The organism is Sphingomonas sp. JC676 (assembly GCF_014489075.1).
GTDB lineage: Bacteria > Pseudomonadota > Alphaproteobacteria > Sphingomonadales > Sphingomonadaceae > Sphingomonas.
The window spans coordinates 401,367-419,139 of record NZ_JACTGR010000003.1 but is presented as its reverse complement, the minus strand read 5'-3'; the positions used below and the strand labels follow the sequence as shown (position 1 = coordinate 419,139).

Here is a 17,773-nt window from a genome sequence, read left to right as displayed (position 1 = left end):
CTTGAGTCGATGATGCCGCGTCTGAAGCGCCTCGCCACGATGCTGGCGCTGCTTTGCCTGACCAGCTTCGCCGCCCAGCCCGCCGCTGCGCAATCGGTGCTTCGCGATGCCGAGACTGAGGCGCTGCTGGCCGATATGGCGCGCCCGTTGTTCCAGGCGGCCGGCCTGTCGCCCGCCAATGCCAAGGTGGTGCTGATCCAAGACAGCTCGATCAACGCTTTCGTCGCGGGCGGGCAGATCGTCTATGTCCATTCGGGCCTGATCGACGCGGCGGACAATGCCAACGAGGTCCAGGGCGTCATCGCGCACGAGATCGGCCATATCGTCGGCGGTCACGCGGTGTTCCAGGGCGATGGCGGCTACACCAATGTCTCGATCCTCAGCCTGTTGCTGGGCGTCGCGGCGATGGCGGCGGGATCGCCCGAGGCGGGCACCGGCATCCTGATGGCGGGCCAGCGCGCCGCGATCGGCAAGTATCTCGCCTTCAGCCGCGTCCAGGAATCCTCGGCCGACGCCGCCGGCAGCAAGTTCCTCAACACCGCCGGCGTCTCCGGCAAGGGCATGCTCAGCTTCTTCGACAAGCTGACCGCCCAGATGCACCGCTACGGCTATTACACCACCGATCCCGAGGTCGATCCCTTCGCCCAGACCCACCCGATGTCGGCCGATCGCGTCGAGACGCTGCGGCATGACCTCCAGGCCGCGCCGTCGTGGAATGCGCCGCTCGACAAGGGGCTCGAGGCCCGCTTCAAGCGCGTCCAGGCCAAGCTGCGCGGCTATGTCAACGAGCCCGAGGTGACGCTGCGCATCTATCCCAAGACCGACAATTCGGTGCCCGCGCATTATGCCCGCGCTTATGCCTATCACAAATCGGGCTATCCCGATCAGGCAGCGGCGGAGACCGCGGCCCTGGTCAAGGCCGCGCCCGACGATCCCTATTTCCTCGAGCTCGAAGGGCAGATTCTGCTCGAATCAGGCAAGCCCGCCGAAGCGCTCGCGCCACTGCGCGAAGCGACCCAGCGTTCGAACAACCAGCCGCTGATCGCCACCACCTTCGGCCACGCGCTGATCGCGACCGAGGACAAGGCCAATTTGGACGAGGCCGAACGCATCCTGCGCCAGGCGGTGGCGCGCGACGACGAGAACCCCTTCGCCTGGTTCAACCTGGGCACCGTCTATGAGCGAAAGGGCGACGAGCCGCGCACCGCACTGGCCACCGCCGAGCGCGCCAATCTGATGGGCGATGCCCGCACCGCTTTGGTCAGCGCACATACCGCGATGGCGGGGCTGCCCCAGGGCTCGTCCGACTGGATCCGCGCGCAGGACATCATGATGGTCTCGCAGACCGCGGTCGACGAGGACAAGCGCAAGGGTCGGGGACGCAACCTCCAATGATCGACAAGCTGTTGCGCAACCCGCTGGCGCTGGCCGGCGCGTTCGTCGCGTGCGCGCTGCTCGGCGCACTGCTGTTTGCGCTGATCCAGGCGGCGTTGCCGGGCGTCGCCGGCGACCGCGCCAGGATCGAGACCGTCGTACGCAACTATATCCTCGAGCATCCCGAGATCCTGCCCGAGGCGATGACTCGCCTGCAGGAGCGCGATACGCAGCGGCTGCAAAAGGCGCAGGACGATGCGCAGAAAACGGTACCCCAGCATCTCACCGCGCTCCGTACGCCCTATGCCGGCGCCTGGGCGGGCAATCCCAAGGGCGACGTCACCATCGTCGCGTTCATGGACTATGCCTGCGGCTATTGCCGCGCCAGCCTGCCCGGGATCGACGAACTGCTCGCCAAGGATCCGAACGTCCGCATCGTCTATCGCGAATATGCGGTACTCGGCGAGGAGAGCATCGTAGCCGCGCGCTGGGCGCTCGCCGCGGCGGAACAGGGCAAGTTCCGCGCCTTCCACGACGCGCTCTATGCCGCCGGACCCAGCGCCGAGGGCATCGCCGCCGCCGCGGACAAGGCGGGGCTCGACAAGGCCGCCGCCCAGAAGGCGATCAAATCCCAAGCGGTGGAGAAGGAAATCACCGCCAATCACCAGCTCGGCGCGAAGCTGGTGATGACCGGCACGCCGAGCTGGGTGATCGGCGATCAATTGCTCTACGGCGCGCGCGATTATGCCGGTCTGGCCGAGGCCGTGGCGGCGGCGCGCAAGAGCAAATAAGCCTCCGCGCCTTGCCGGGTGCGTAACGGCCACCTAGTTATGGGTCCTTCCGGCCAGGGGCACCCAATGCAATCCATTCTTTCGGTCAGCCAGGTCAGCAAGACCTATGGCTCGGGCCACAAGGCGCTCGACCATGTCGATCTCGACATCAAGCGCGGCGAGATCTTCGCGCTGCTCGGCCCCAACGGCGCCGGCAAGACCACTTTGATCTCGATCATCTGCGGCATCGTCACGCCGAGTTCCGGCACGATCCTGGTCGACGGCCATGACGCGATCCGGTCCCCGCGCGAGGCGCGCTCGCGGATCGGCCTGGTGCCCCAGGAGATCGCGGTCGACATGTTCTCCACCGTCGGCTCGACCTTGCGCTTCTCGCGCGGGCTGTTCGGCAAGGCGCCCGACCAGGCGCATCTCGACCGGGTCCTCAAGGATCTGTCCCTGTGGGACAAGCGCGATTCCAAGATCATGGAGCTCTCGGGCGGCATGAAGCGTCGGGTGATGATCGCCAAGGCGCTCGCGCACGAACCCGAGATCCTGTTCCTCGACGAGCCCACCGCGGGCGTCGATGTGTCGCTGCGCCGCGACATGTGGAAGATGATCGGCGGTCTGCGCGAGCGCGGCACCACGATCATCCTGACCACGCATTATATCGAAGAGGCCGAGGAGATGGCCGACCGCGTCGGCGTCATCAACAAGGGCCAGCTGCTCCTCGTCGAGGAGAAGGCCGCGCTGATGAAGAAGCTCGGCAAGCGCGAGATGGTCGTGTCGCTGGTCGAGCCGCTCGCTACGATTCCCGCTGAGCTCGACGAATGGCATCTCGCGCTCGAGGACGAGGGGCGATACCTGCGCTACACCTTCGACGCGCAGGCCGAACGCACCGGCATCCCGTCGCTGCTGCGCAAGCTCGCGGACTTGGGGCTAGGCTTCAAGGATCTCGACACCTCCAAGTCGAGCCTGGAGGACATCTTCGTCGATCTGGTCGAGCACAGGGAAGCTTCGAACGAAGGGGCCGCGGCATGACTGGCATCAATTTCCACGGCATCTGGGCGATCTACAAGTTCGAGATGGCGCGCACCTTGCGCACGCTCTGGCAATCGATCGTCACGCCGGTCATCACCACCTCGCTCTATTTCATCGTCTTCGGCGGCGCGATCGGCAGCCGTATCCAGACGATCGGTGACGTGAATTACGGCAGCTTCCTGGTGCCCGGCCTGATCATGCTCTCGCTGCTCACGCAGAGCATCGCGAATGCCTCGATCGGCATTTACTTCCCCAAATTCACCGGCACGGTGTTCGAATTGCTCTCGGCGCCGATCTCGGCGGTCGAGCTGGTGATCGGCTTTGTCGGTGCGGCGGCGACCAAATCGGTGGTGATCGGGCTGATCATCCTCGCTACTTCGGCCTTGTTCGTCCCGCTGCGCATCGATCACCCGATCGCGATGATCGCCTTCCTGCTGCTCACTTCGATCACCTTCAGCATGTTCGGCTTCATCATCGGCATCTGGGCCAAGGGCTTCGAGCAGCTCAATATCGTGCCCGCGCTGCTGGTGACTCCGCTCACCTTCCTCGGCGGTGCCTTCTACTCGATCGATATGCTGCCCCAGCCCTGGCACACGATCAGCCTGTTCAATCCGGTGGTCTATCTGGTCAGCGGCTTTCGGTGGAGCTTCTTCGGCAAGGGCGATGTCGACATATTGTGGAGCCTGGGCTTCACCGGTGCCTTCCTCGCGCTGTGCCTGGGGTTGATCATCGCGATCTTCCGGACGGGATACCGGCTGAAGAACTAGGCTGTAGACGCCTGGATCCGCGGCTGCCTGCTACCCCGCCATTCTACAAAAGACCCCCGCCATCGACGTCGATTACCGATCCCGTGACAAAGCCGTTGGTCATGGCGAAGAGATAGGCGCGGGCCAGATCTTCGGGCGCGCCAACGCGCTGGACGGGGAGCGCAGCTGCCACACGGGTGAGGAACGCCAGACGAGCGTCGGACCCATTCTCTCCCCAAATTGGGGTGTCGACCACGCCCGGGCTGATGACATTGACGCGACGTGGGGCGAGTTCCTTCGCCAAATGGCGGCCAGCCGCATCGACGGCCGCATTGACCGCGCCCTTGACCATGCTGCCGGTGCCGTATTTGCGGGACGCCTGGCCCGAGGTGAAGGTGATCGATGCTTGCGCCGAGAGGTGCGGCAGTGCCACTCGGACGGCTTGAATCGCGCTGAAGAGCTTGATGTCGAACGCCAGAGACAAGGCGTCCCATTCGAGCAGCGGTAATGCGATCGCGGCGGTTCTCGCGCCTGCCGTATGCACGAGATGGTCGATGGGGCCGATTGTGGCGAATGTGCTGCCAAGTGCTTCGAGATCGCAGACGTCGAGCGGGATCGGCTCCACGCCTTGGGGGGCGAAGCCGGATCGGCTGATCGCAACGACGCGAGCGCCCTTCGCGCGTGCAAGTTCGGCAACGGCTGCGCCGATACCGCTGCCGCCTCCGATCACGACAACGGTCTGGTTCAGAAGTATTTTGCCCATCGTTTGCGTGCCCCTTGGGAGGTGAAGGGCCGGCATGAACCGGTTGAGACGGCGCTGAAGGCCTGCGAACAGGTCAGCGAGGTCCGTCGAAACCCGGGCGTGGTGTTCAGCCCATGCCGGACTCGCAAAGTCTTCGATCATGATCTCTTCACGGCGCGACGCGGCGCCAGATCGAGTAAGCGACGATGCCGCTGCTCGATGCACTGGCCGGAACGGCGTAGCTCAGGAGGCCGTCCTTGAAGGTGTAGTCGCGCACCTGCCGCTTGCCTTCCCAATTGGGAAAGGAGGCGGCTTTCACGTCGAACACGAGTTGGTGCTTGGCACTGTCGATCGTGACGGTGCCGAAGTGGGTGCTCGATCCCACGACCGCCTGCCGGTACTCCTCCGGCGTTCCGCGCGCCTTGTCGCCACTGGCGAAGGCAGGCCGGCCGACCCTGAAAATCTGCATGTTGTACCGGTGCGCCGCATCGACCGTCAGGAGGCCGAGTGGATGCTCGCCATAATTAGTCGACCGCGTGCCATCGGCCTTGATTTCGTAGGCGGAGACCATCTCCCACGTGCCCTGGAGCGATACGAGGCTTTCCGGGGACTGCGCTGGTGCGGCGCCGGCGAGAAGCGAAGCTGCGATACAGGCAAACGGGACACGATAGCTCACGAGAATCTCCTGTGTAACCCTATTGATAGGTTACTATTGTGCCATCTTTGGAAACCTGTCAATGAGGTTACATGTCAAAACATCGCGCGGCGGTTTCCCTCCCTGAGGACCGGGACGGCTTTCGGTTCCGGGGCGGCAGCGCCGCTATCGATCTGGCAGCGACGCTTCAGGCCAGACTGAAGCCCGCACCGCGCGAGTTGCTGGCAGCGCCGGTAGATCTCGACCGCTGGCTGGTATCGGCAGGGCTGGTGAAGTCGTCGCCTGGTGCGGCCGAGGCGGACTTGGCGACAGCGCGCGCCTTGCGGGAAGCGATCTTCGTTCTTGCCGGCGGCTTGGGGGGGGCGGCTCTCGACGCCGATGCGCGTGACGTGCTCAACCGGATTGCTGCGGCTCCTGCCGCGGCTCCGGTGCTGCGCGCGGACGGCAGTGTGGCGATGGATGGATCGGTCGCAGGGCTGTTGTCGTTCCTGGCGAGAGAGGCGGTGCATCTGTTCGGCGGCGAGAACGCCGCGCACATCCGTCAATGCCAGTCATCGACATGTACGATCTTCTTCGTCGATACCTCGCGTTCGGGCGATCGCCGTTGGTGCTCGATGTCCGCCTGCGGCAACAAAGCCAAGGTGGCGGAGTTTCGGCGGCGCAAGCGCGAGTCGCCGTCCGGTACGTGACCCCGATGGGCCGTCTCTGCACGTCCGGGAATGGGGGTTAACGGACAGACCACATTTTCCTTTCAGGCCCCGGCTTCGGCCCGCCTCGCCCTGTGCTCCAGTGATCGAAAGCCTATGGCCTTCGGGACGGTTGTCGGTTGGAAGTACTCCTTGTTGAAGCGGGCTCCTCCTGAAGAGCCGTTCGGCGGGTTAATGGTTGAGCATAGAGCGGGTGGACATGAGGACTTTCGCAAATACGATTCAGGGCACGCTGAATGGCGATATCATTCAGGGCACGAGCCTGAACGATCTGATTCTCGCCAAGGCGGGCGCAGATCAGGTCAACGGCGGCAACGGCGACGACGACATCTATGGCGGCGACGGCAATGACTATCTGATCGGCGGGGCCGGCGCCGACTATCTCTACGGCGAGAATGGCAATGACCGGCTTGATGGCGGCGTGGGCAACGACCGGCTGATCGGCGCCGACGGCAACGACATCATCTCCGGTGGCGACAATGACGATTACATCGACGGCGGGATCGGGCACGACCAGATTCTCGGCGATGCCGGCAACGACACCATCTACGCCGGCGATGGCCGCGACTATATCGATGGCGGCTTTGGCGACGACATCATCTATGCCGGCGCGGGCGACGACGGCTTCCTCAACGAGATCAATCCCGCGACGGGACTGTTGACCACCCAGGCGGTCGGCGGCGGCGCGGGCAATGACACCATCTATGGCGAAGGCGGCAATGACAAGCTCAAGGGCCAGTCGGGCAACGACCATGTCTATGGCGGCGACGGCAATGACCGGGTCGATGGCGGCGACGGCGACAATTGGCTCGAAGGCAATGCCGGCGACGACATCCTCTCGGCCGAGAACGGCGCGGACGTGCTGCTCGGCGGCGACGGGCGCGACAATCTGCAGGCCGGTGCGGGCAACGATTACATGGAGGGCGGCAACGACGCCGACAACATGAATGGCGAGGCCGGCAACGACCAGATGTTCGGCGGCGACGGCGACGATTACATGCTCGGCGGCGACGGCGCGGACCGGATCCATGGCGGTACGGGCGTCGACAAATTGTTCGGCGAACTGGGCGCGGATCAGCTCTGGGGCGATGCCGGGGCGGACTGGTTCATCTTCAAGGGCGCCGGTGCGCTCGACGGCGGCGACCGCATCGAGGACTTCCAGGACGGGATCGACAAGATCGTGCTGGAGAAGTTGGGCGTCACCGCATTCAAGAGCGGCGGGCAGGCGGGCACGGTCTTTGCGCACGACCTAGCCAACGGCGATGTCAGCGTGGATGTCGTCACCTCGGCAGGCGTGGCGTTCCACATCGACCTTGCCGATCCATCGGGCACGCTGACTGCTCATAGCATCACAGCCGCCGATTTCATCTTCACCTGAACCTGCGCGATCTGGGGGGCGGCGCGGAGGCTTGGAATGTAGGATTTCGCCTGCAATCCTCCGGCCGGCTCTTTCTTATCGTCGAGGTCACCAAAAGCGCGGAATTCCGGGGAGGAATGTTTTTCCGCATAGTAGGTGTCAACCGTGTCAACTTGGCGCCGACCGATCGTGGCCCGGAATCGGAAAAAGCCACGGATTTTTTACGATTTTAGTCTGCAGAGCACGGAAGCGCCGAATCGCACGCCGATTCGGCCCGGCCGGCCGCTATTTGACCACCGGCAGCATCACCGCCGAGCCTGAGCACACCTTCTGCGTCGCCTTCTGATAGTCCTCGGGCTTCGCCTTGTAGATGTTCGGCACGAATTTTTGCGGGTTGCGGTCGATCACCGGGAACCAGCTCGACTGGACCTGGACCATCAGCCGGTGGCCCTTCTTGAAGACATGGTCGTGGTCCCTGAGCGGCACGTCCCATGCGATTACCTGGTTCGGCACCAGCGGCGTCGCTTTCTCGAACGACTGGAGATAGCGGCCGCGCCGGATCTCCATCGCGATGGGCAGCTCATAGCCGTTCAGCGATCTGGCATAGGCGCCGGGCTGGCGGCCGGTCTGCTCATAGTCCTCCGGAAAGACGTCGATCAGCTTGACCACGAAATCGCTGTCGGTGCCGCTGGTCGAAGCCATCAGCTTGGCGGCGACATTGCCGGTGATCGTTAGGTCGGCATCGAGCGGTGCGCTGGCATAGCTGAGCACGTCGGGCCGATCGTCGACGAAGCGCTGGTCCTCCGCTTCCCACCAGCGCCAGTCGGGCGTCGCATAGGTGGCGGACATCGGATGCACCCGGAACGGCACCGGCCGCGCGGGATCGGAGACATAGTCGCGGCACGCCTCGCCCGCCGCCGGCGCGTCGAAGCTCAGCGATCCGTTGGCGTGCAGATAGAGGCTGGTCGCCTTGGCCTCGGGCAGCGGATATTTGGCATAGGTCTTCCACTGCCAAGATCCGCTCTGGAAGCTCTTGAGCGCATAGTCGGGCTTGGTGCCCTTGCCGTGCAGCCAATAGGCGAAGAAGGGCGCCTCGACCTGCTCCATGAACTGGGTGCCGCTGTCGACGCCGAACGGGATGCGGCCCAGCGCATTGGCGGGCGAGCGCCAGGTGCCGTGCGCCCAGGGGCCGGCGACCATCAGCGACAGGCCCTTGGGATCGTCCTGCTTCTGCTTCTCGAAGATCTTCCAGCTGCCCCAGGGATCCTCCTGGTCCCAATAGCCGGCGACGTTGAGGGTCGGGACGGTGGTGCGCTTCAGGCTGTCGGACCAGCGCTGCTTCTTCCAGTGATCGTCATAGTCGGGATGATCGATCATCTCCCGGTAGCGCGGCGATCCGCCCTTGAAGTACTTTGCTTCGATATCGGCGGGCGAACCAGCCTCGAGGAACCACTGGTAGGTATCGAAGCGGTCGTACGGGAATTCCCAATTGTCCTTGGCCATCTGCAGGCTGGAGACCCAGTCGGTGGCATAGGTGAGCCGCATCGCGCCGTAGCGGTGCAGGTCGTCGTTCATCCAGTAATCGATCCACGCCGCCTGCGGGCTGACCGCCTTCAGCGCGGGATGCGGCCGGGCAAGCGCCGCCGCGGCGGCGAAGCCGGGGTACGACACGCCGAACATCCCAACCTTGCCGTTGTTGTTGGCGACATGCTTCACCAGCCAGTCGATCGAATCATAGGCGTCGGTGGCTTCGTCGACCGCGCCCTTGCCGGTCTTGATCTCGGTCGAGAGCGTGAAGGGGCCGCCTTCGGAGGTGAAGCGGCCGCGCATGTCCTGGTTGACGAAGATATAGCCGTCCTTCGCCAGCGCCGCCCAGCTCGCGGGAATGGAGCGGGGCGCTTGGTTCGACGTGCCATAGGGCGTGCGGCCAAACATGATCGGTAACGGACCAGTCTGGTTGCGCGGACGCAGGATCACGGTGTGGAGCTTGGCCCCGTCGCGCATCGGGATCATCGCCTCTTCGAGGATGAAGGGCGATTCGGACGGGGCAGTCTGGCCTTGGCGGGCGGGGGCCGATGTCAGCGGCAGGGCGGCGGTGCTCAGCGCCAGAACAACCAACATCCGCTTCTTCATGCGATCCTCCATCCGAGTTTGGCGCGGACTAGAAGGGGGGCCGCGCCGCCTGTCAATCGGCGCGGCGCGAGGCCAGCGCCTTGATCATGGGGCGGAGGATCAGCCCGTTCCAGTTGAGCAGCAGATGGAGAAGGATCGGTAGTGCAAGGCCGCCGGAGGCGAGATAGGCGAAGGCGAACATCATGCCGAGTAGGCTCGTCAAGACCACGCCCAGCCAGCCCTGGTAGCGGTGCATCGCCCCGAACAGCAGCGCCGCCGCCCCGAAGCCGATCCAGGGGCTGGCCCCGAGCGGCATGAAGAGGAGCGGGATATAGAGCCGGAAGCAGACTTCCTCGGTGAGCGCGGCATTCGCTCCGAGCAACGCGACGCGCAGGGTCTCGGCGCGGTTGCGCGGGATCATCGCGTCGATGTCGATCGCCTTGCGTGGTTTGGCGGGCTTGCGCCTGCGCGACGCCAGGACGCCGCCGATCACGCCTCCGGCGAATACCGCTCCAGCCAGCGCACCGATAAAGCCGGCCGACATATCGCCGATCTCGGGCATATCCGTCGCCGCCGGGGCGAATTCGGCGGGGAAGGACCATAGCGCCTCGATCCGTCCGAGCAGCGCGAGCCCGATCAGAGGCATGCCGAGGAAATAAGCCGCGGCCTGCCACGTCCAGCGCAGGAAAACGCGCTGGCGTGCCTGCGTTTCGGTCACCGTCTTGAAGCGGGAGAAGACCCTCGCGTCATGCCGCACGAAATGCGCGTAGGCGCCGATCGCCACCGCAAGCAGCAGCGCGGCGAGCAGCATCAGCCGATCCGGTGCTCGCCCTTCACCCAGCGCACCGTGCCCGAGCTCGCGCGCATGACGACGCTCTCGGTGGTCATCTTGCCCTTCATGCGCTTGACGCCCTGGAGCAGCGAGCCGTCGGTCACGCCGGTGGCGGCGAAGATGCAGTCGCCCTTGGCGAGCTCGGTCAGGTCATAGACCTTGTCGAGATCCTCGATGCCCCATTTGCGCGCGCGGCCGCGCTCGTCGTCGTTGCGGAACAGCAGCCGGCCCTTAAACTGTCCGCCGACGCAGCGCAGAGCCGCGCAGGCGAGCACCCCTTCGGGTGCGCCGCCGGTGCCCATATAGACGTCGATCGTCGTGTCGGGATTGGTCGTCGCGATAACGCCGGCGACATCGCCGTCACCGATCAACACGACACCGCAACCGATCGTGCGCAGCTCGGCGATCAGCGCCTCGTGGCGCGGGCGATCGAGCACGCAGGCGATGATCTCGTGCGGCGCGACGCCCTTGGCGGCGGCGATTGCGTGCACGTTCTCGGTCGGCGTCCGGTTGAGGTCGATCACACCCTCGGGATAGCCCGGGCCGACCGCGATCTTGTCCATATAGACGTCGGGGGCGTTGAGCAGACCGCCCTGCTCGGCGACCGCGAGCACCGCCAGCGCGTTGGGGCCGGCCTTGGCGCAGATCGTGGTGCCTTCGAGCGGATCGAGGGCGATGTCGATCTTGGGCCCCTTGCCCTGTGCGGCGCCGACCTTCTCGCCGATGAACAGCATCGGCGCCTCGTCACGCTCGCCCTCACCGATCACCACGGTGCCGTCGAGATAGAGCTTGTTGAGGGCGTCGCGCATCGCCTCGACCGCGGCATGGTCCGCGGCCTTCTCATCGCCGCGCCCGACCAGGGTGGAGGCGGCGATCGCCGCGGCTTCGGTTACACGCACCATCTCGAGCACGAGGACGCGGTCGAGCATGTGGCTGGCGGTCTGCTGCATGTCGTGGAAAGCCTCTATGATTTCGTCGCGGCGATAGGCGGCGCGCTCGTTGATGTCGACCATGCTAACGTTGTCAGGTCTTTCCTATTTCCGCCACATCGTTGCGCTAGCGTATGAATCTCGCGATTCGGGACCTGCCCATGCTGCTACCGGTGCTTCTGCTGCTTGCCCAGGATGTCAGCATCGAGGCGGCGCTGAAGGCGTATCGCGAAAAGACCCGCGCCGACGTTCCCTGCACTCGGGCCGCGGATGAGAACGAAATCGTGGTGTGCGCCCGGCGCGATGCGGACCGGTATCGCGTGCCGCTCATTACCTCGAGCGCGGGACGCGAGGCTTCGGGCGAACGGCTGAATTACCTCCTCAGCAGCGACGCGGCAGGGTTCGCGCCCTGCGGCAAGGGCGCCTTCATGGCCCGATGCGGCTCGGTGGGCGTGGGGGTCACGGTCGATAGCGGTGGCGGCACGCACACTTCGGAGCGTCCGCTGGCGCCCTGATCAATCGTCCAGGATGTGCATCCACATCGGCTCGCCGGCCAGGCTGGACGAGCCGCGCAGCTTGTCCAGTGCTTGGGCGACGCTGCGCTCGGGCCCCTCATGGGTGACGATGGCGACGAGCACGCTGCCGTCGGGCATCACGCCGCGCTGGATCAGGCTCTCGATGGAGACGCCGGCGTCGCGCATTGCCGCGGCGATCTCGGCGAGCACGCCGACCTTGTCGACCACGGTGAAGCGGACATAGGCGCGGCCGCGGCGCTCGCCGCTGTCGGCGGGAGGCTGTGCCGCGAGCGCGTCGGCGGGCATCGCATAGGGCGGGCCGAATTCGCCGCGGGCGATGTCGATGAGGTCCGCGACCACGGCGGAGGCGGTGGGGCCGTCGCCGGCGCCGGCGCCCTGGAACAGCAGCCGGCCGACGAAATTGCCCTCGGCGACGACGGCATTGGTCGATCCGACGACATGCGCCAGCGGGTGGCTGACCGGCACGAGATGCGGATGGACGCGCTGGAACAGGCCGTGCGGGCCGGCATCGGCGACGCCGAGCAGGCGCACGCGATAGCCGAGTGCCGCGGCCTCGGCGATGTCGGCGGCGATGACGTGGCGGATGCCGGCGGCGCTGAGATCGTCGAACGCTGGCTGGGTGCCGAACGCGAGGCTGGCGAGAATCGAGAGCTTGTGCGCGGCGTCGATGCCGTCGATGTCGAAGGTCGGATCGGCCTCGGCATAGCCCAGCCGCTGCGCCTCGGCGAGGATATCGGCGAAGTCGCGGCCCTCGGCTTCCATCTTTGACAGGATGAAATTGCAGGTGCCGTTGAGGATGCCATAAACGCGGGCGATCACATTCGCCGCAGCGCCCTCGCGCAGGCCCTTAACGACAGGTACGCCGCCCGCGACCGCGGCTTCGAACTTGAGCGCGACATTGGCGGCTTCGGCGGCGCGGGCGAGCTCGAGCCCGTGATGCGCGATCATCGCTTTGTTGGCGGTGACGAAGCTCTTGCCCTGCGCGAAGGTCGAGCGGGCGAGGGCGAGCGCGGGGCCGTCCGATCCGCCGATCAGCTCGACCACCACGTCAGCCTTTTCATGATGCGCCAGGGCGGCCGTGTCATCGACCCAGTCGAAGCGGGAAAGGTCGACGCCGCGATCCTTGGTGCGGTCGCGCGCCGAGACTGCGACCACTTCGATCGGCCGACCGGCACGCCGTGCGATCAGTTCGCCGTTCGCATCGAGCACGCGGATAACCCCGCCGCCGACGGTGCCCAGGCCAGCCAATGCAACGCGTAGTGGTTCGGTCAATGCAGCCCCCGTTCTGGTGGAAGCGGCGGCCGGGGCATCGAGCCCCGTCCGCCGCTAAACCCATCCCTAGCCCCTCCCTTTCTGGGAGGGGAAGTAAGATTTACTTCTTGATCAGGCCGATCTCGACAAGCCGCTCGTGGAGATAGTCATGCGCGGTGATCGGCTCGGGGTAACGGTTCGGGCGATCCGCGCCGATGCAGCCCGGCAGCGTCTCGATCAGGAAATCGGGCGCAGGGTGCAGGAAGAACGGCATCGAATAGCGCGAATTGCCGCGGCGCTCGGGCGGCGGATTGACGACGCGGTGCGTGGTCGAGGGCAGGACATGGTTGGTCAGCCGCTGGAGCATGTCGCCGACATTGACGACCATCGCACCCTCGGGCGGCTTGATCGGCAGCCACTTGCCGTCGCGATCGAGCAGCTCGAGCCCGGCTTCCTCAGCACCGAGCAGCAGGGTGATCAGGTTGATGTCCTCATGCGCGCCGGCGCGGACCTCAGGAGCGTTGGCGTCGACCGGCGGATAGTGGAGTAGGCGGAGGACAGAATTGCCGTCCTTGACCGCCGGGTCGAACCAGTTCGGCGCGAGCCCCAGATAGCGTGCGATCGCCGAGAGCAACTTGTCGCCGGCATCGTCGAATGCCTGGAACAGCTCGAGAAAGGTCTCGCGAAAGCCTTCGGGACGGTCGGGCCAGATATTGGGCGCCATTTCCGCCTCGAAGCGGTGACCCTTGGCCAGTTCGCGACCGACGTGCCAGAATTCCTTCAGGTCGACATATTGCGCTCCTTTGGCGATCTCGGTCTTGAACGGGGTGTAGCCGCGTGCGCCGCCGCCGCCCTCGACAAAATAGCTGCGCTTCCCGGCTTCCGGCAGATCGAAGAACGCCTTGGCCATCGCCCAGGCGCGCTCGATCAGTGCATGGGGCACGCCATGATCGCTGACCACGGCGAAGCCGAAGCGCTGGAAGGATTCGCCGAATGCCCGGGCGAAGCCTTCGGGATCGGATTGCTGGTCCGCCATCGAGACGGGCGTGATTTCGGCGAGGGAATCTAACATGACGAGTCTCCGGGAATTGCTTCCCCGTTAGACCCGGGGGCCGGGGTTGAACAAGCCGCGGGTGTTGGCGGCGCGCCTGGCGGTAAAGTTCACGGAGTCGCAGGTCATTCGTGTACTTTGCCGTGCGTGACGCGGGCGCTTTTCGTCGACATGCAGGAAAAGGCCGGCGCGGTCGCATCGCGGCCATGCGAGCATCCCAAATCCTACAAGTAAAGCCGACGCCGCGCTATTTGCCGACTTCCATCCGGCCTTTCGACTTGCCGTCGCCATCGGCATCCAGCTGCACCGTGAAAGGCTGGCCGTCCTCAGTGGTGCCCATCAGCCCGTTGCCGTGCGTCTCGACCTTGAAGCCCTGCTTGGTCATGTTGTCGCGGAACCAGTCGCGCACCGTGGTGGACGCGGCGGGACTGTGGAAGCGGATGGTGACCTTGCCCTTGTCATCATTGCCGCCCTTGTCCTCGGCATCGGCGCGGAAATCATCGATCGTCGAGCCCGGATAGAGCTTGACGCCGTTCACTTCGAAATCCTCGGCATTGATATGGATCTTGGGCAGCCGGGCCGAGGCGGTGAAGCCGGGCACCTTGATGTCGACCTGGCCGTTGGCATCGGTCGAGATGACGGAATTGCCCTCGTCATCCTTGGAGTTGATCGAGATGCTGGTGCCCGATCCGTCGCATGCGGCGAGCGCGAACGAGAGAGCGAACGGCAGGAGTACGAGACGCGACATTCCAGTCTCCGTGAGTGTATTAGTTGCATAATGCACTAAGTGCCAAGGCGATCCGCGTCAACCAAAGGGGGTGACGCGCCGCCTTTGATCGGCCATCTGCGCGGGCAATGGAAGAGCCGCATCTCAGCACGCAATCCGCGAACCGGGCACCTCTGGCGTTCGGCGAGTTCGTCACGCTCGTCGCGGCGATGATGGCGCTGACCGCGCTCGGCATCGATTCGATGCTGCCTGCGCTGCCCGCGATCGGCGCGAGCCTAGACGTCATCGAGCCCAACCATCGCCAATATGTGATCACCGCCTATCTGATCGGGTTCGCCGTGGCGCAGCTTGCTTATGGCCCCTTGTCCGACCGTTTCGGTCGTCGGCCGGTGCTGTGCGTGGCTCTGGTTTCCTATGTCGTGACCAGCGGGATCGCGGCGATTTCGGGCAGCTTCGACCTTCTGCTGATCGCGCGCGCCGCAATGGGCGCGGCGGCAGCGGGCTGCCGCGTGGTGACGGTGGCGCTGGTCCGCGACTGTTTCTCGGGGCGGGCGATGGCGCGCGTGATGAGCCTGGCGTTCATGGTCTTCATGGCCGCGCCGATCTTCGCGCCGACCTTCGGCCAGGCGGTGCTGTGGGCCGGCGGCACCTGGCGGATGATCTTCTGGGGCGTGGCGGGCGCGGCGGCGATCGTCGCCTTGTGGTTCGTTTGGCGCATGCCCGAGACGCTGGCGGCGGATGCGCGGCAATCGCTACGGCCCGAGCGGATCATCGGCGATTACGGCCTGATGCTGCGCGACCGCGCGGCAGTGGGCTACACGCTCGCGACGACATTACTCTCGGGCGCGATGTTCGGATTCATCGGATCGGTGCAGCAGGTGATGGAGGTAGTGTTCCGCCGGCCCGAGCTGCTGACGATCGTCTTCGCGATGGTAGCGGGCACGATGGCGGTGGGATCGTTCCTCAATTCGCGGATCGTGATGCATCTGGGTACGCGGCGAATTTCGCATACCGCGCTCGCCGCTCTGGTCGTGATCGCGTCGATCCACCTCGCCGTCACGGTCGCGAGGCTGGAGGCGCTGTGGAGCTTTGTGCTGCTCCAGGCGCTGATGATGGCGTGTTTTGGCCTGGCGACGTCCAATTTCTCCGCAATGGCGATGGAGAGGATGGGCGAGATCGCCGGCACCGCTTCCAGCCTGCAAGGATTCGTCAACACGCTGGGCGGTGCGGTGATCGGCGCGGTGATCGGCCAGTCGTTCAACGGCACCACCGTGCCGCTCTACAGCGGATTCGTACTCATGGGTGTCATCGCTTTCGTGATAGTAGCGATTGCGGAGCGCGGAAGGCTGTTCCGGCCGACCTGAGTGGAACGAGTCGGCCCGTATCGCCGTTCGCGCTCTTGAACCCGGCGATTTCCGGCGGGCGAAACGGAAGGATCGGCGATGGGCGGCTATCAGGTTACCGGACAAGGCCCGGGTGACGACGGTTTCGATGAAGAAGGCTATGATGAGAGCCAGCGCGCCGAGATCCTGGAAGTGACCGGCGACGGCCCGACCGATGGTAATCTCCTGACCGATCTGATGCCCGATCTCGGCGACGATTCCGACGACGACGAGGACGACCTCCTGATGGAGGACGACGAGCTCGGCGAGGAGGACGACGATGTCGAGCAGGCCGAGACCGACCAGGACGAAGATGAGGTCCAGGACGAGTTCGACGAGGACGACGACGAGCTCGACGACGACGAGGACCTGGACGACGCCGACAAGGACGCACTCGAGCCCTGAAGCTTGACGCCGCCGGACTCGTGAAGAAGCATGGCGCGTCCTTCAAACGGGAAATGCGCCATGCCCTTCGATCCCCGCGTCGATGCTTATATCGAGAGCCGCGCCGAATTCGCGCGACCGATCCTCGCATGGCTGCGCGCACGCGTGCACGCCGCGGTGCCCGGTGCCGAGGAAGGCATCAAATGGAGCATGCCCTTCTTCAGCCATAACGGCCGGCCGCTGGCCAATATGGCGGCGTTCAAGGCACATGTGAGCTTCGGTTTCTGGAACCGGCAGGAACTTGCGACCGGCAAGGAAGGCGAGGCGATGGGCCAGTTCGGCCGTATCGAGTCGCTAGGCAACTTGCCTGCTGACGCCGAGATGGAAGCGCAAATTCGCGAAGCCGCGGCCCTGCTCGACGCCGGCGTGAAACGTGCCCGCCCGGCGCGCGCGCCCAAGCCCGAGGCCGAAGTGCCGCTCGAACTGGCCGAGGCGCTGGCGAAGGACGAAGCCGCGTCCGCGACATTCACCGCCTTTCCGCCGGGCTGCCGCCGCGAATATTGTGAGTGGATCGCCGAGGCCAAAAGGCCAGAGACCAGGGCCAGGCGCGTCGAAGAAGCGGTGAGCTGGATACGCGAGGGCAAGAGGCGCAACTGGAAATATGAGAATTGCTGATCCCTGAAAGCCCTCTCCCCACCGGGAGAGGAGAATGGCATTGCCAACTGCCTCGGGCATGATATGTTACATCATCATCACGAGGAGAGATGCCATGGCCAGAACTGCCCGCATTCCCGAACCCGCTCCCATCAGCGGGATCAACGTGACACCATTCATCGATGTGATGCTGGTGCTGCTGATAGTGATGATCCTGAGCGTGCCCGTGATGACGCACAAGGTTCCGATCGATTTGCCGAATGGACCTCCCTCGGGTGCCGTGGAGACCCCGCACAAGCTCGCGATCGATCGCGGCGGCGCGCTCTATTGGGACGGCAAGCCGATCGGCGACGCGGCGCTGCCGGACGCTCTCGCTGCGCTCCGAGCCGATCCGGCGGGCGTGCTCCACATGCAGACCGATCCCGAGGCGCGCTATGAGCGCTTCGATTCAGTGCTGGCGGTGGTAAAGCGTGCCGGGATCGAACGGCTCGGCTTTGTGGGAAATCGTCCGCTCGAGGATTGAGGA

Annotated in this window: 19 protein-coding genes; 11 read left to right on the top strand and 8 right to left on the bottom strand. The window is 65.1% G+C overall.

The window, feature by feature from the left end; genetic code table 11:
- The first annotated feature begins 12 nt into the window (after positions 1 to 12).
- The 4 genes from IAG41_RS12610 to IAG41_RS12595 all read left to right on the top strand — a co-directional run bounded on the left by IAG41_RS12610 (position 13) and on the right by IAG41_RS12595 (position 3,949).
- Positions 13 to 1,395, top strand: coding sequence for a M48 family metalloprotease (locus IAG41_RS12610; protein WP_187729156.1), 1,383 nt, complete (start codon positions 13 to 15; stop codon positions 1,393 to 1,395).
- Positions 1,392 to 2,165, top strand: a complete 774-nt coding sequence (locus IAG41_RS12605) for a DsbA family protein (RefSeq protein WP_187728973.1) — start codon at positions 1,392 to 1,394, stop codon at positions 2,163 to 2,165. The genes IAG41_RS12610 and IAG41_RS12605 overlap by 4 nt, the downstream gene beginning before the upstream one ends.
- A 66-nt stretch (positions 2,166 to 2,231) precedes the next feature.
- Positions 2,232 to 3,182 carry an ABC transporter ATP-binding protein gene (locus IAG41_RS12600; RefSeq protein ID WP_187728972.1) on the top strand — a complete coding sequence of 317 codons (951 nt, stop codon included), beginning with the start codon at positions 2,232 to 2,234 and terminating at the stop codon, positions 3,180 to 3,182.
- Positions 3,179 to 3,949, top strand: coding sequence for an ABC transporter permease (locus IAG41_RS12595; protein ID WP_187728971.1), 771 nt, complete (start codon positions 3,179 to 3,181; stop codon positions 3,947 to 3,949). Before IAG41_RS12600 ends, IAG41_RS12595 begins: the two co-directional genes overlap by 4 nt.
- Positions 3,950 to 3,992: 43 nt before the next feature.
- Here the strand turns inward: IAG41_RS12595 and IAG41_RS12590 are convergent, their stop codons facing one another.
- Together IAG41_RS12590 and IAG41_RS12585 are read right to left on the bottom strand one after the other, a co-directional pair.
- On the bottom strand, positions 3,993 to 4,832 hold the full coding sequence (locus IAG41_RS12590; protein ID WP_222950670.1) for an SDR family oxidoreductase: 840 nt from the start codon (positions 4,830 to 4,832) through the stop codon (positions 3,993 to 3,995).
- A 7-nt stretch (positions 4,833 to 4,839) separates the two neighbouring features.
- Positions 4,840 to 5,346, bottom strand: coding sequence for a lipocalin-like domain-containing protein (locus tag IAG41_RS12585; protein ID WP_222950669.1), 507 nt, complete (start codon positions 5,344 to 5,346; stop codon positions 4,840 to 4,842).
- Between the two features lie 71 nt (positions 5,347 to 5,417).
- On the opposite strand from IAG41_RS12585, the gene IAG41_RS12580 reads away from it, so the two are divergent.
- Positions 5,418 to 6,014, top strand: a complete 597-nt coding sequence (locus IAG41_RS12580; RefSeq protein ID WP_187728970.1) for a CGNR zinc finger domain-containing protein — start codon at positions 5,418 to 5,420, stop codon at positions 6,012 to 6,014.
- Positions 6,015 to 6,231: 217 nt separating this feature from the next.
- A complete protein-coding gene (locus IAG41_RS12575; RefSeq protein ID WP_187728969.1) occupies positions 6,232 to 7,410 on the top strand; it encodes a calcium-binding protein in 1,179 nt (392 codons plus the stop codon).
- A 264-nt stretch (positions 7,411 to 7,674) separates the two neighbouring features.
- Here IAG41_RS12575 and IAG41_RS12570 read toward each other — a convergent pair whose 3' ends face one another.
- From IAG41_RS12570 to glpX, 3 genes are read right to left on the bottom strand one after another with little or no spacing between them, the layout of a single operon-like run.
- A complete protein-coding gene (locus tag IAG41_RS12570) occupies positions 7,675 to 9,522 on the bottom strand; it encodes a CocE/NonD family hydrolase (protein WP_187728968.1) in 1,848 nt (615 codons plus the stop codon).
- A 52-nt stretch (positions 9,523 to 9,574) separates the two neighbouring features.
- Positions 9,575 to 10,312, bottom strand: coding sequence for a CPBP family intramembrane glutamic endopeptidase (locus tag IAG41_RS12565; protein ID WP_187728967.1), 738 nt, complete (start codon positions 10,310 to 10,312; stop codon positions 9,575 to 9,577).
- The gene (gene glpX / locus IAG41_RS12560) at positions 10,312 to 11,283 is read right to left on the bottom strand and encodes a class II fructose-bisphosphatase (protein ID WP_187729153.1); all 972 of its coding nucleotides are present in this window, start codon (positions 11,281 to 11,283) and stop codon (positions 10,312 to 10,314) included. The genes IAG41_RS12565 and glpX overlap by 1 nt, the downstream gene beginning before the upstream one ends.
- Before the next feature lie 113 nt (positions 11,284 to 11,396).
- On the opposite strand from glpX, the gene IAG41_RS12555 reads away from it, so the two are divergent.
- Positions 11,397 to 11,777: a hypothetical protein gene (locus IAG41_RS12555; protein ID WP_187728966.1), complete on the top strand. Its 381-nt coding sequence runs from the start codon at positions 11,397 to 11,399 to the stop codon at positions 11,775 to 11,777.
- Here the strand turns inward: IAG41_RS12555 and IAG41_RS12550 are convergent, their stop codons facing one another.
- The 3 genes from IAG41_RS12550 to IAG41_RS12540 all read right to left on the bottom strand — a co-directional run bounded on the left by IAG41_RS12550 (position 11,778) and on the right by IAG41_RS12540 (position 14,848).
- Entirely contained in the window at positions 11,778 to 13,070 is a 1,293-nt protein-coding gene (locus tag IAG41_RS12550; RefSeq protein ID WP_187728965.1) for a homoserine dehydrogenase, read from the bottom strand. It abuts the gene before it with no gap.
- Between the two features lie 100 nt (positions 13,071 to 13,170).
- On the bottom strand, positions 13,171 to 14,121 hold the full coding sequence (locus IAG41_RS12545) for an isopenicillin N synthase family dioxygenase (protein WP_187728964.1): 951 nt from the start codon (positions 14,119 to 14,121) through the stop codon (positions 13,171 to 13,173).
- A gap of 226 nt (positions 14,122 to 14,347) precedes the next feature.
- On the bottom strand, positions 14,348 to 14,848 hold the full coding sequence (locus tag IAG41_RS12540; RefSeq protein ID WP_187728963.1) for a hypothetical protein: 501 nt from the start codon (positions 14,846 to 14,848) through the stop codon (positions 14,348 to 14,350).
- A 107-nt stretch (positions 14,849 to 14,955) separates the two neighbouring features.
- Between IAG41_RS12540 and IAG41_RS12535 the strand changes: the two genes are divergently transcribed.
- The 4 genes from IAG41_RS12535 (at position 14,956) to IAG41_RS12520 (ending at position 17,770) form a co-directional block, all read left to right on the top strand.
- Entirely contained in the window at positions 14,956 to 16,191 is a 1,236-nt protein-coding gene (locus IAG41_RS12535) for a multidrug effflux MFS transporter (protein ID WP_187728962.1), read from the top strand.
- Between the two features lie 78 nt (positions 16,192 to 16,269).
- Positions 16,270 to 16,614, top strand: coding sequence for a DNA primase (locus IAG41_RS12530; RefSeq protein WP_187728961.1), 345 nt, complete (start codon positions 16,270 to 16,272; stop codon positions 16,612 to 16,614).
- Positions 16,615 to 16,674: 60 nt separating this feature from the next.
- Entirely contained in the window at positions 16,675 to 17,268 is a 594-nt protein-coding gene (locus tag IAG41_RS12525) for a YdeI/OmpD-associated family protein (RefSeq protein ID WP_187728960.1), read from the top strand.
- 94 nt (positions 17,269 to 17,362) lie between these two features.
- A complete protein-coding gene (locus tag IAG41_RS12520; protein WP_187728959.1) occupies positions 17,363 to 17,770 on the top strand; it encodes an ExbD/TolR family protein in 408 nt (135 codons plus the stop codon).
- Positions 17,771 to 17,773: the final 3 nt, after the last annotated feature.

Excerpts from the sequence above, each read along its gene's own strand:
- IAG41_RS12575 (WP_187728969.1), top strand. The coding sequence starts at position 6,232 with ATGAGGACTTTCGCAAATACGATTCAGGGCACGCTGAATGGCGATATC.
- IAG41_RS12610 (WP_187729156.1), top strand. The coding sequence starts at position 13 with ATGCCGCGTCTGAAGCGCCTCGCCACGATGCTGGCGCTGCTTTGCCTG.
- IAG41_RS12590 (WP_222950670.1), bottom strand. The coding sequence starts at position 4,832 with ATGATCGAAGACTTTGCGAGTCCGGCATGGGCTGAACACCACGCCCGG.
- IAG41_RS12555 (WP_187728966.1), top strand. The coding sequence starts at position 11,397 with ATGAATCTCGCGATTCGGGACCTGCCCATGCTGCTACCGGTGCTTCTG.
- IAG41_RS12570 (WP_187728968.1), bottom strand. The coding sequence starts at position 9,522 with ATGAAGAAGCGGATGTTGGTTGTTCTGGCGCTGAGCACCGCCGCCCTG.
- IAG41_RS12605 (WP_187728973.1), top strand. The coding sequence starts at position 1,392 with ATGATCGACAAGCTGTTGCGCAACCCGCTGGCGCTGGCCGGCGCGTTC.
- IAG41_RS12595 (WP_187728971.1), top strand. The coding sequence starts at position 3,179 with ATGACTGGCATCAATTTCCACGGCATCTGGGCGATCTACAAGTTCGAG.
- IAG41_RS12530 (WP_187728961.1), top strand. The coding sequence starts at position 16,270 with ATGGGCGGCTATCAGGTTACCGGACAAGGCCCGGGTGACGACGGTTTC.
- IAG41_RS12545 (WP_187728964.1), bottom strand. The coding sequence starts at position 14,121 with ATGTTAGATTCCCTCGCCGAAATCACGCCCGTCTCGATGGCGGACCAG.
- IAG41_RS12600 (WP_187728972.1), top strand. The coding sequence starts at position 2,232 with ATGCAATCCATTCTTTCGGTCAGCCAGGTCAGCAAGACCTATGGCTCG.
- IAG41_RS12580 (WP_187728970.1), top strand. The coding sequence starts at position 5,418 with ATGTCAAAACATCGCGCGGCGGTTTCCCTCCCTGAGGACCGGGACGGC.
- IAG41_RS12540 (WP_187728963.1), bottom strand. The coding sequence starts at position 14,848 with ATGTCGCGTCTCGTACTCCTGCCGTTCGCTCTCTCGTTCGCGCTCGCC.
- glpX (WP_187729153.1), bottom strand. The coding sequence starts at position 11,283 with ATGCAGCAGACCGCCAGCCACATGCTCGACCGCGTCCTCGTGCTCGAG.
- IAG41_RS12525 (WP_187728960.1), top strand. The coding sequence starts at position 16,675 with ATGCCCTTCGATCCCCGCGTCGATGCTTATATCGAGAGCCGCGCCGAA.
- IAG41_RS12565 (WP_187728967.1), bottom strand. The coding sequence starts at position 10,312 with ATGCTGCTCGCCGCGCTGCTGCTTGCGGTGGCGATCGGCGCCTACGCG.
- IAG41_RS12520 (WP_187728959.1), top strand. The coding sequence starts at position 17,363 with ATGGCCAGAACTGCCCGCATTCCCGAACCCGCTCCCATCAGCGGGATC.
- IAG41_RS12535 (WP_187728962.1), top strand. The coding sequence starts at position 14,956 with ATGGAAGAGCCGCATCTCAGCACGCAATCCGCGAACCGGGCACCTCTG.